We start from the raw sequence: 11734 nt of genomic DNA, 5'->3' as shown, positions 1-11734 counted from the left end.
TATAACATATTACTCCGATTTTACGTGACCGCGCTATTCCCGGATTATACTGCCGTTCCTGTTTTTGGTACAAAACATGCCGACATATCTGCTTTTTCCAGTGTCAGCAACTGCACCTTTTTCTCGATCCCGCCTGCATAACCCGTCAAACTTCCGTTGGTTCCGACTACTCTGTGGCAGGGTATTATCAAAGAAATGGCATTGTGCCCAACGGCGCCTCCGACTGCCTGTGCCGACATTTTATCGAGGCCTTTTTGCTTTGCAATCCTGTCCGCGATCCCGCCGTAGGTCATCGTCTGCCCGTAGGGAATGGTAAGCAGAATTTCCCATACTGCTTTGCGGAAGGGCGTGGTTTGCATCAATAACGGCGGTGTAAAATCCGGCTCTTTTCCGCTGAAATAAATGTCCAGCCAGCGTTTTGCTTCATCAAAAACAGCCAGCTCCTTTTCTTCACAGTTTTCTGGAAGTGTAACACCAAAATATTTCTGCCCGTCAAACCAAAGACCTGTTATCGCTGTTCCGCTGCTTGAAATCGTAATGCCCCCCAATGGGGAATTATAATGATATACGTAAATCATTGCATTACACCTCCAAATAAGTTCTTCTGCTTTTTTCTGAACCATATAAAACAACATGCAAAAAATGCAATTCCCCAAACCGTTGCGATCGGCGTGGCTAATCCTACATATGTCAGTGATGAACCCGGCAGCCTTGACATAAAAAGAGAGACAGGAATCCGAATGCACAGAGCTGAGATGATTCCCTGGAACATGACAGGCTTTGACACCCCATTTCCATTAAAGTATCCGATGCTGCTGAACAATACACAGGTCAGAATACATTCAGGGCAGTATCCTTTCAGATAAGCGGCGCTCTGCGCAATAACTTCCTGATCACCGGAAAATATGGAAGAAATAAGCTCTCCGCCAAAAAAGCTGAATAAAAACATGAAAACTCCCACTATACCGCCGCCAAGCATAGCCGTATAGAATCCCTTGAATGCGCGTTTATGTTTGCCTGCACCAACATTTTGTGCAACGAATGCGGACACACTTTGCATAACAGAAACAGGAACCAGCAGCATAAAGGAAACCAACTTCTGTGCAACTCCATAGCCTGCTGATGGCATCAGCCCCATACCATTAATAATAGAATTAATCACCAGAAACGAAATCTGTACCGTTGTCTCCTGCAAAGCAATGGGGACTCCAACCCGCAGAATTTTCCTCAGCTCCGTTTCGGATACCCTCAGCTGCTGTTTTGAAAAAATAATGCCCAGATTCTTCCGTCTTAAAACCGCTAATGATATGATTACCGATACCATCTGTGCAAGAACCGTTGCCAGTGCGGCTCCGACAACATCCATATGTAAGACTCCCACAAAAAATAAATCTCCGATAATATTTACCACGCATGCTATCCCAACAAATAGAAACGGCAGATTCGCATTTCCAACACCTCTGAGGATACTGCTAATGACATTATAAGCAATAATAACAATAATACCACCCGAACAAATCTGAATATATTGAATTGTCTTCTCCACTGATTCTGCCGGCACCTGAAGGATATGCACGATATTTTCCGCAAATACTTCCAGCAGTATGGTCACTATGATACCGAGTGCCCCAAACATAATAATGGTTGTGCCGACCGTATCCCCCGCCGCCTTTGGGTTCCTCTCCCCAATATGCTGACCGATAATGACCGTGGAACCCATAGCCAGACTTGTAATGATAAATGTAATCATATGCATAAATACACTGCCTGTGCCTACTGCTGAGATACTTGCCGCATCGCCAAATATTCCGACGATCAGCAAGTCAGCCGCTCCATATGCCGCCTGCAGAACCAATGCGCCCAAAACGGGAACTGCAAATTTTATAAGCGCAATTCCCACAGAACCTTCCGTAAATGAAATTTCTTTTTTCCCTTTTGCTTCCATAATTTTAATTCTCCAATCCCGGCATCGTTTTCTGCAGTCTTGTGATAGTCTGGACTGTCTGCTCTACTTGATCTGTTGAAATATCAGCGAGGTTATCTGCCCATTTACCATGAAACTCCAGAACATACTTTTTTACATATTCATCTCCCTTATCGGTCAGTTTCAGTAATATAGTGCGCTTATCCTGTGACTTTGTGAGTTTTCTTATCAGCTCCCTTTCTTCCAGTTCTTTTACCAGCTTGGTAACGCTTGGCAAAGTAATGTTTAATGTCCTGCTTATATCACTCACGCAGCATTCTTCCTGATGAACCTCCAGTTTATAAATCACGTGTAAAACGTGGATATGGCGGGGTTTGATCCCCTTTGGGAGTGCGGGAAGTGTTTCGATTATCTTCTTGGCAATAAAACAGCAGTCCAATAATTTTTCCAACTCTTTTGCATTCATAAGACTCTATTCCTTCTATTATTTACCGTTAATAATTACTATTAGTAATAATAAAGGCATCGTAATGCTTTGTCAACCTTTTAAGCCGTTTACAGCCAAAAAACCATCCCAAAATCACATCCAAAAACATAGAGGCATTGTAACGGTTCGGACAGGTCTGAACCAATACTATGGGGAATTACCGCTTTAGGCGCAGCCGGTTAAAGCATGTAGTCCGTGGCTTTGTCCAGCAGCTGGTCCAGACTCTTTGTAAAATCCAGGCTCTCTTTCCAGTCCGGATCGAGTCTGTCCAGAATAAGGCATTTGGCCATACCGGTGCGATAATACTTTCCCCTGCCGCCCTCGAACACATCCAGAGAATCGAGATACCTATCCTGGTATTCTTTCTCGCTGCGCAGGGATCTCAGAATGTTTCCCTCTACATAATATGCCGTTCCCTCCGTCAGCTCACACCGCTGTTCTGCAGTAATTGCTTCCGGAGACATATTTTCCCGCCGCTGCCTTTGCAGCTCCTTATATTGCAATATAACTGCTTTCATCTTATCAGTGTCCTTCTCTTCAGCTGCTGCTTTCAAAAGCTGCATTTCCTTTTCCAGGCGCTGCTTCTGCACTTTATTCTGATCCACTTCTTTTACAAAAAGGGCTTCGTCCGAATCACCGGTTTCCTTCCCGCTTTGCTCCAGTTCTTTCTCCATTTCGGCGGGTGACAGGTCCTCCCCCAGAATCTTGTAATGACTGAGCTGCCATGCATGGAATGCCTCGTGCCAGATTGTAGCAATCTGCTCTTTCTCTCCATATCCGCTTCCTGACACCATACCTTCTACGCCTCCCGCCAGGGACAGCAGGCCATCGAACCGCTCCAGCGTGGGAATGATTACTTCATAGTGGTCTCCCACCGGATATGCCGTCCCCGCAAATGTTTCGAGTACCGGGGAACGCTTTTCTATGCTGCCCTTGTAAAATACGTAGTCTGCTTTTCCATCGTACATGGCAACCGGATAATCCTCCAGCCTGAAATTAGAAAAGCCCAGTTTATCTGCCTGTTCCTGTTCTTCCAGTGCTTTGCTGTAAATCTGCTTCTCCTGGATTCCGATTCCCCGGTCTGCCGTAAAAATCCAGCCTGCCAACAGTGCTGTTCCGACTGCGGCTGCGATCACCTTCTGGACACTGATCCGTTTTTTGCTGATCCTCTTTATGCTATCCTTCTTTGTACTGGGCTTCTCTGTGCTGTCTTTTTTTATACCAGGCATCTCTGTGACTGCCTTTTTCATATTTTTCTTCATCTCTACGCCTCCTTTCTGCGGAACAGATACAGCAGCAACCCACATACGTAGAGAACCAGAAGACCGCCCAGTATGCTGTGGATCTGAATACTTTTGCCGGAAAGAAACCTTCCCGCCTGTGACTCCACTGCGTACAGATCCGGTATTAGAAACAGGATACCGCGCAGTACCTGCCGTGCCAGGCCGGATACAATTCCTGACAGAGTTTCCAAAACGGGATGCATTGTTCCCGCCAGCATGAACGCTGCGGCAAGCACTCCTGCTGCCATTGAGGGCAAAATCAGGCTGACCGCGCTTGCAAACAGGCTCACGGCCGCCGTGCTGACTGAAAAGAGCAAAAATGCAGGGACACATTTTGCAAGAACCGCATATTCCCCTTTGACTACCGCAAATATCATGACTCCGGCATACAGGATGAATAAAGCGCCCAAGGAACTGATAATGCCTGCAAGGGCAAGCTGCCCGTGATATTTCCACTGGCTGATGCCGCGGATCCAGACCAGATGGCTGGTTTTTCTCTCATATTCATTCGGTATCGTCCGCAGACTAAGCGCAATGGCGATCCCACCGCCGATTACGGAGACCACATTCAGCACTAAGGGCATCATCATACTGAATTCGGTCACCGGCACGCCGTTTATGGACAGTGTCGCCGCTCCGCTCATACACATCATGACTATCAGAATACCGATTACAAGTACAACATAAATATCTTTTCTTCTTATCCGCTCTCTTAAAGCATTTTTCATGATTCCCATCTATCTGCTCCTCCGATCTTCTCTACAAATATCTCTTCCAGGCTTCTCCTGTCTTTTCCCTTTTCCCATTCATGGAGCAGGCAGCCTTTTTTCATAATAATTCCTCTGTCGCACACACGCTCAATGTCATTGAGGATATGGGAATTGATGATAATTGTTTTCCCCTCTATCTTTAAGCATTGAATCGTATGCATCATCTCAACACGCCCCAGCGCGTCCAGGCCGGCAGAGGGCTCATCCAGGATCAGAAGCTCCGGATCCCCCAGCAGGGCCTGTGCCAGAGCCAGCCGCTGCAGCATCCCTTTGGAATAATCTTTCACCCTCGTCTTGCTTTCTTCCAGCCCCGCCCGCTTGAGCAATTCGGGAATCTGTTTATTCAACTCTGCCTTCGGTATCTTTTGAAGGCCTCCGTAGAATTCCAGCACCTCCCGGCCGTTCAGGAACGGATGAAAATACGGAGTCTCCGGGGAATACCCGATCCGGATCCCCTCCTCTATCTCCACCTTTCCCGCATCCTTTGGGATCAGGTTCAGAATCATTTTTATGGTGGTCGTCTTGCCCGCGCCGTTGCTTCCGAGCAGGGCAAAGACTTCGCCTCTGCGGACAGAAAAACTCAGATTGTTGACTGCACACTGCTTTTGGTATATTTTTTTCAGATTGCTGCATGATAACATGTTCATATGTAACCTCCCTTGTTAAGATACATTCATCTTACGGCGGCACCTTAAAGAGAAGATAAATGCAACCTAAAGTTAACCTTAATGTTGAAGAGGAGAAACGAATTCCAAGGTAAACCATACTCCAAACTAAACCGTGTATCATATGTCACATTCCGGCTATCTTCAGAAAATCCGTACACAAAAAAGAGAACATGCTGATACATACCGCTTTTGGCCCGAATACTGCTTGTTGTATTCGAACCGCATACGGCATCGGAATTTGTTTGGTAAAATAAATTCCGCCCAGCATGTTCTCTTTTTTACTCCAATGGGTTCCCACCCGCACACCCGATTTGCCTTCCGTTTCTTGCACACCCGGAAGATCTGGCCGGTCAGCTGTGCTCTAATAATAGATATCCTTTGATGATTTTGTACGTTTCCTCTTTCAACTTATCATAGTTTACAGAGTCATGGTTATTGAATGCTTTTTCCTGCGCTAATGCCTCAATCAGTATATAAACGAGATAATATTTTTCAGACAAGTTATCTGTTTTAATCTTATGTGCTGCTAATGCTTCCACAACCGCAGCCATAAAAGTATCTTCAAAGTGGCTGAACTTTTCCATGATTTCCTTATCTTCTAACTGCATGTTAGCCAGTTCTATTAAGGCTGTATAGGAACCTTGATAGATTTCAATTAAAACATCAATGCACCGGTCTAAAAATGAGTCAATGCTGAAAGGTTCCACGGAACTACCAAGTGATTCGAGGAGCTCATTAAAATACTCTCCCTCAAGAAAATCCTTAAAAGCCGCAATAAATATATCTTTTTTATCCTTAAAATAGCTGTATAGAGCGCCGGTAGATATCCCCGCCCTCTGGCAGATATGTGTCGTCGTGGTAGCATAGTAGCCTTGTTCGCAAAACAGTTCAAATCCGGCCTTAATAATCTTGTTCTTTTTCTCTATGGAACGGGTCTGCTGAGGTTTTCTAATATCTGGCATATAATGATTCACCTGCTTTCCGGAATATTATACTATATAAAAAAATCTGCCGCAACTAAAATACGAAGTTTAATTCGTATTTTATTGACACGGCGGCGCCCGATCTGTATAATAAGAATATGAATTATAATTCGCATTTAAAAGGAGCTAACACATGAATGAAAAAGTAAAAGAAAAATTAGCCGAATCTCTTACATCTGACGAAACAGGAATCATCCCATTCCTGCCCTATCTGTTACAGGATTTTTGGGAATTAGGCAGCTCCCCCGAAGAGATGCTGCTTACATTTCAAAATCATATACCCATGAACAGAGACACAAAGGTATTGGATTTGGCCTGCGGTAAGGGCGCGGTCTCCGTCCGGCTCGCAAAAGAGTTAAATATCCACTTTAAAGGAGTCGATATACTGCCGGAGTTTATTGACTATGCAAAATGTAAGGCGCAGGAATATGGTGTCTCTGACTTGTGTAAATTTGAGGTGCAGGATGTTAATATTTCAGTAGAGACTGAAAAAAATTATGACTGTGTAATCTTTGGTGCAGTAGGCAACATTTTAGGCAGTTTTAAGGAAACGATATCCAAATTGATGTCCACCGTTAAAAACGAGGGATTTCTCCTGATTGACGATGCGTATGTTACAGACCAGGCGGCAAACGGGCAGCTGCAGTTTGAAAAGCCGTATCCTACATATGATGAATGGTGTGAGTGTTTTCATGAATTGGGACTGCATATGATTGAATGCAAATCCTGTACAGATCCTGTTTCTGATACTGCGGAAAAAGAAATGAGTTGGATTACATCCCGGGCAAATGAACTCATGATCCATTATCCTGAACATAAGGCCATGTTTGAACGGTATGTCATAAGCCAGAGGAGCGAGTACAATGATTTGGAGGAAAACTTGATAGGTGCGGCATGGCTTCTGCAGAAGAACTAGTACATCGTAAAATAAGTAACTGACTCATAAGCTGAAATAAATTTTTGAGAGTGCTGCTCCACAAACGCAGGCGTAGTGGGCTACGCTGAGGCTTGTGGAGCAGTGCTATCGGAAATTTAGGTCTGCTTATGTGGCAGTTAATTATTATACGATGTACTAGGCGCTTAGTTCAGCTTCACCGTATTACTTTCGCCGGTGCCGCCGTATGCTTTGTTTTTAAATATAAAATAGTAAATACTAACGTTCCCACCAGGCATAGAACATTGGAGACCATGCCCCAAGTCAGCCCGAATGTCCCGCAGATCATTCCCATAATCCATGGAAAAACAGTATGCCCCATACTGATACTGACAAAGAAAACAACCGAGACAGTACTTTGGCAGTCCGCGCATTCCTTGTACCCTATGGTCAAAATTAACGGAATGGCCGCTCCTGCGAACAGTCCTGCCGCCGCATATCCAATCATTGCAAAAGCCATCACCGGTATCAATACGCCCGCCAGATGCAGCACAATAGCCAGCGCCAGCCCCACTGCCAGTATATACTCTTCCTTAAACCGGATCGTCAGCCTGGCACAGACCAGTCTTCCTATAACAAGGCAGACCCAGAACAATGAAGAACCCATACTTGCAGAAAATGTCCCGGCATCATATTGATACTGCAGATACAGCGGCACCCATGTGCTGATTCCGCCCTGATGTCCACAGTAAAAGAACATGGCAAGCAGTAAATATATAATAGCCGGCTTTTTTAATATTCCAAATTTCATACGGTTTTGGTTTTGTGTCCCGATTGCCGCCGTTCTCACCGGGGCTTTCCCTTTGAGCAAAAAAAACACCAGCAAAACCACACTCACAGCTCCGATATAGCCATAAATCATCTGCCACCGCGGCAAAACTGTCAGAAGCTTTGCAGCCAGAAGCGGCCCGGCAAAGGATCCCGCGCCGAAGCAGCCATGCAGCAGATTCATATAGAATCCTTTCTGTTCATCATGATATGCTGATATCTCCGTGTTTACCGTCAAATCCAGAAATTTGGTTGCTATTCCAATCAGAAGCAGCAATATAAGAAAAACCGTAAGGGTATCTGCCCGGCTTACAGCGAGCATTCCCAAAGCAAATACCCCGTATGTAATTAAAATCCATATCCTGTTTTGAAAGTATTTCAATACAAAAGCGGATACAATTACCCCTGCTAAACAGCCAGTATTGTACAGAACTGTGAAAATGCCGCCTTCCGAGACATCCATTCCAAAATCGTTCAGGAAATCTACCATGAACGTGCCCAAAATAGATGTCCCTACCGCATAGGTAAAAAACAATCCATATATCAGTATAAAATATGTCGTATTTTTGTTCTTCATTTCGGTTCCTCCAATATTACTTTCTTAACAGAATCCTGACGGTTCAGACAGGTCTGAACTGTTACACAGAATCCTCAAAAGGCTTTTCCAGTCTCTGTGAATATCTATTCGCTTTCAAAATAATAATATCAAAGGTAAAATTACCACTCTATAATAATATCACTAACTTTTGTCAATATATTACTTATTTACTATACAGCATTTACTATACAGCACAATTTTTGTTATTTCTTCACTCCGGTGCACAAGCTGTCCGCGTCTGGGGCCGAGGGCCCTGCCTTCCTGGCGGAGGAGAGTTTATCTAACACAAAATAGACATATCCCCGTAAGAATCAGGGCTTGTACGTCCTGATTCTTACGGGGATATTTAACTGTAATGAAAGGGTGGTTTCAAATTTTCTTTAAATAGCAATGTGTCAATTCTATAACCAGATTTTTCATCTTATCCAGTTCTTTACGATTAGCCAAATTAATAACCCCCAGATTAAGACAATAGGAAAAGCATAGTACCACTTCTTCGGTCTGCCATTTTTCCATAGATCCCCGGCTGATTTACGATGATTTTCCATGATATTTTCTGGTATAAAGCTTATAGTAACTGCAACAAGGACAGGTAGTAAAATAATATCATCCAGATATCCTAAAACAGGTATGAAATCCGGAATTAAATCAATTGGTGAAAGAGCATAGTCAACTGTAATTGCAGCAAAAATCTTTGCTGCAATTGGAGTATTCTCGTCTTTTAAGGCCAAGTAAACAGCCGGTATATCCGTCTTAATTTTTTTCGCCCGTTCTTTTAGATTCATCATAATCTCCCTGCCTGTATTAGTAATGCTTGTTTTAGGATCACCCGTTGCGATAACCAACTCCGGCTTTCTACTGTTATTACATCGCATGATAGGTCAATATAGGAACGGATAGTACAGATATACCAATAATTCTCCTGACATTTACTGTTATTATACGGCTTTAATTTACAATAAACCTTTTCAGAAACAGATATAGTTCCTTATTTGTCCTGCTGTTTATCCGTTCATCCTCAAGGTACTTTGGAAGTGCCTCCCCCGCAGGGCATTCCCCACAGATGTCTGCACCAATAACATCTCTGTTCACAAGCAGGAGTTCCAGAATCTCTTCCAGCATCCTGACAGACATTCCTCCCTGGCTCCAGTTTGTTCTTGCATAATTTTTCCCCAGTACATCCTTATCAATAGAAATGTACAGGGGGATATGCTCCGGTATCTTTTTCAAAGCCTGTCTTGCTTTATGCTGTTCCAGTTCCTGGAGACTGACACAGAGCAGCCGGCGCCTTCTGGCATCCGGTATTTCTTCGATCGTCCGGCTGTCCGGTCCGATCAGCACAAGCTGCTCCAGATATGGATGCGTGAAAAGCACCTCTCCCGCCCAGCTCCCGCAGCTTGTCAGGTCATGGACCAGAGGAATCTGCATGTCATTGTGATAATCAAACAATATCAGAGAGAACGGAAACTTGATTTTTTCCAGGAAAAGTTTCGTAACATAATGATAATTTCCCGAATCCAGAAAATGAATTCCCGAGGGGCCCCAGGACTTGAGTCTGCACCGGATCTCATCTTCGGCTTCGGGTGTACAGTACATGCTGCATTGCGGGATATCAGAACAGTCTATGTATTGGATGTCCTGCAGTTCTTTCCATGTCATTTCGGAATAACAATGCGTAAAATCCATAATCAGATTTCTCAACTATCTGTTCTCCTTTCCTCTTGCTTCACCATTTTCCATGTCCCAGGATTTCCATTACAGGCATTTATCATATACTCCTGTTTCATGTTCTCCTCCATAAATCCTAACTTTTCTATATCTGCTGAGTGTTAACTGTTTAATGCTATTTCTACTGCCCGTTTTGCATGGATCACAGTTGTATCAAAAACAGGCAGTGAAGAATCTGCCTGATGTATAAGAAGTCCGATTTCCGTACAACCAAGGATAACGCCATCTGCCCCTTTATCTTTTAAACTATCAATGATCTTTTGGAATTTTTTACGGGATTCCTCCTTGATTTTGCCTATACATAGTTCTTGGAAGATAATATCATTCACAACATCAATATCTTCTACATCCGGAATCACCACATCTATGCCTCTGTCAATCAGCCTTTGCTTGTAAAATTCTTGTGTCATAGTGTATTTTGTTCCCAGCAATCCCACGCTCCGGATTTGACATTTTTCAAGCTCTTCTGCCGTGGCATCCGCTATATGTATGATAGGAATATGTATCATTGATTGGATTTGAGGGGCTACTTTGTGCATCGTATTCGTGCAAATCAGAATGAAGTCTGCCCCGGCAGCCTCTAATCCTTTCGCTGCATTGCCCAGAATATCTCCACTCTTTTCCCAATCACCGTTTGACTGACATTTCTCAATTTCATCAAATTCTACACTATAAAGAATAACCTTTGCAGAATGAAGTCCGCCAAGTCTGTTTTTAACCTCTTTATTTATGATTTGATAATATGGAACTGTACTCTCCCAACTCATTCCGCCAATCAGCCCAATTGTTTTCATTACCAGACCTCCTCGAATTCTGATTTCCTTCCCGGCAAGCGAGAATTTACTATACTGTCTTACTGTAAACAAAACATTTTAATGGAACTCTGCCTTTCGGCATTTTCAAGATGATTTCTTTCTCTTCCGCTCTTTCAAATCCTCTATGCTCATAAAACTGATATGTGCAGGCATCATCCGTGTAAAGATAAAGCGTTTTCCCCTTTTCCTTTTCTTCCAAAGCATTGAGCAGAGCCGTACCTATACCCTTAATTTTGCAATCCGGGTCTGCAGCAAGAAATAGAATTTCACCATCAGGCGTATTGGATTTCAAATAATGTGCTAACAGTTCTTTTGTGGTATCTTCATAAAGATCAGCACCACCCTTAAAAAAAGTCCTCTGTATCACATCAACAATTTTAATGTAGCTTTTTTGCAGAAAACTCTGGTATTTCTTTTCTTCGCTTTTTATTTCTGCCAATAAAACACCTGCAAATTCACCATCTGCATATGCCGCCAAAATCTGTGTTGCACGATTTATTTCGAGATACCAAAAATATCTGCCATAAGCATTAAGCAGAAATTTATTGTCCAGATACCAATCAAAGTGCATACCCTTAATTGCAAATTGAATTGCTTTTTTATGATCTTTTTTTCGTATATCTTTAATTTCTATTTTCAAAACCATACCTCACTAAATTCTAATTGAATAGAATTGATGAACTAAATCGCAAATTAGCGGTAACGAAAAACGACATTCCCGTTAAAGTTTAAAATAGTAACCTATAATTACAGCCCGGAATCCTGATTATGGATTC

General features: G+C 43.2%; 13 protein-coding genes. 1 reads left to right on the top strand and 12 read right to left on the bottom strand.

What is annotated here, in order from left to right; all coding sequences use genetic code 11:
* Window positions 1-44: 44 nt before the first annotated feature.
* The 7 genes from BN1938_RS05890 to BN1938_RS05860 form a co-directional block, all read right to left on the bottom strand.
* Window positions 45-578, bottom strand: coding sequence for a methylated-DNA--[protein]-cysteine S-methyltransferase (locus tag BN1938_RS05890; protein WP_050639707.1), 534 nt, complete (start codon window positions 576-578; stop codon window positions 45-47).
* On the bottom strand, window positions 575-1945 hold the full coding sequence (locus tag BN1938_RS05885; RefSeq protein WP_050639706.1) for an MATE family efflux transporter: 1371 nt from the start codon (window positions 1943-1945) through the stop codon (window positions 575-577). Before BN1938_RS05885 ends, BN1938_RS05890 begins: the two co-directional genes overlap by 4 nt.
* Before the next feature lie 4 nt (window positions 1946-1949).
* Entirely contained in the window at window positions 1950-2390 is a 441-nt protein-coding gene (locus tag BN1938_RS05880) for a MarR family winged helix-turn-helix transcriptional regulator (RefSeq protein WP_050639705.1), read from the bottom strand.
* Window positions 2391-2590: 200 nt separating this feature from the next.
* Window positions 2591-3673: a hypothetical protein gene (locus BN1938_RS05875; protein WP_050639704.1), complete on the bottom strand. Its 1083-nt coding sequence runs from the start codon at window positions 3671-3673 to the stop codon at window positions 2591-2593.
* Between the two features lie 2 nt (window positions 3674-3675).
* On the bottom strand, window positions 3676-4431 hold the full coding sequence (locus tag BN1938_RS05870) for a hypothetical protein (RefSeq protein ID WP_050639703.1): 756 nt from the start codon (window positions 4429-4431) through the stop codon (window positions 3676-3678).
* Complete coding sequence (locus BN1938_RS05865) at window positions 4419-5111, bottom strand: ABC transporter ATP-binding protein (protein ID WP_050639702.1); 693 nt, start codon at window positions 5109-5111, stop codon at window positions 4419-4421. The genes BN1938_RS05870 and BN1938_RS05865 overlap by 13 nt, the downstream gene beginning before the upstream one ends.
* A gap of 371 nt (window positions 5112-5482) precedes the next feature.
* On the bottom strand, window positions 5483-6094 hold the full coding sequence (locus tag BN1938_RS05860; protein ID WP_050639701.1) for a TetR/AcrR family transcriptional regulator: 612 nt from the start codon (window positions 6092-6094) through the stop codon (window positions 5483-5485).
* A 154-nt stretch (window positions 6095-6248) separates the two neighbouring features.
* Between BN1938_RS05860 and BN1938_RS05855 the strand changes: the two genes are divergently transcribed.
* Entirely contained in the window at window positions 6249-7031 is a 783-nt protein-coding gene (locus BN1938_RS05855; RefSeq protein ID WP_050639700.1) for a class I SAM-dependent methyltransferase, read from the top strand.
* A 175-nt stretch (window positions 7032-7206) separates the two neighbouring features.
* Here the strand turns inward: BN1938_RS05855 and BN1938_RS05850 are convergent, their stop codons facing one another.
* The 5 genes from BN1938_RS05850 to BN1938_RS05830 form a co-directional block, all read right to left on the bottom strand.
* Complete coding sequence (locus tag BN1938_RS05850) at window positions 7207-8394, bottom strand: MFS transporter (RefSeq protein WP_050639699.1); 1188 nt, start codon at window positions 8392-8394, stop codon at window positions 7207-7209.
* A 437-nt stretch (window positions 8395-8831) separates the two neighbouring features.
* Complete coding sequence (locus tag BN1938_RS05845) at window positions 8832-9200, bottom strand: YkvA family protein (RefSeq protein ID WP_050639698.1); 369 nt, start codon at window positions 9198-9200, stop codon at window positions 8832-8834.
* A gap of 163 nt (window positions 9201-9363) precedes the next feature.
* Window positions 9364-10116, bottom strand: a complete 753-nt coding sequence (locus BN1938_RS05840) for an arginase family protein (RefSeq protein WP_082202831.1) — start codon at window positions 10114-10116, stop codon at window positions 9364-9366.
* Between the two features lie 128 nt (window positions 10117-10244).
* Window positions 10245-10937, bottom strand: coding sequence for an aspartate/glutamate racemase family protein (locus tag BN1938_RS05835; protein ID WP_050639697.1), 693 nt, complete (start codon window positions 10935-10937; stop codon window positions 10245-10247).
* 49 nt (window positions 10938-10986) lie between these two features.
* Window positions 10987-11604, bottom strand: coding sequence for a GNAT family N-acetyltransferase (locus BN1938_RS05830; protein WP_276508102.1), 618 nt, complete (start codon window positions 11602-11604; stop codon window positions 10987-10989).
* Window positions 11605-11734: the final 130 nt, after the last annotated feature.

It is taken from the genome of Eubacterium sp. SB2 (assembly GCF_001244405.1).
Taxonomy (GTDB): domain Bacteria; phylum Bacillota; class Clostridia; order Lachnospirales; family Lachnospiraceae; genus Faecalicatena; species Faecalicatena contortus_B.
This window is presented reverse-complemented; position numbering and strand designations above follow the sequence as displayed.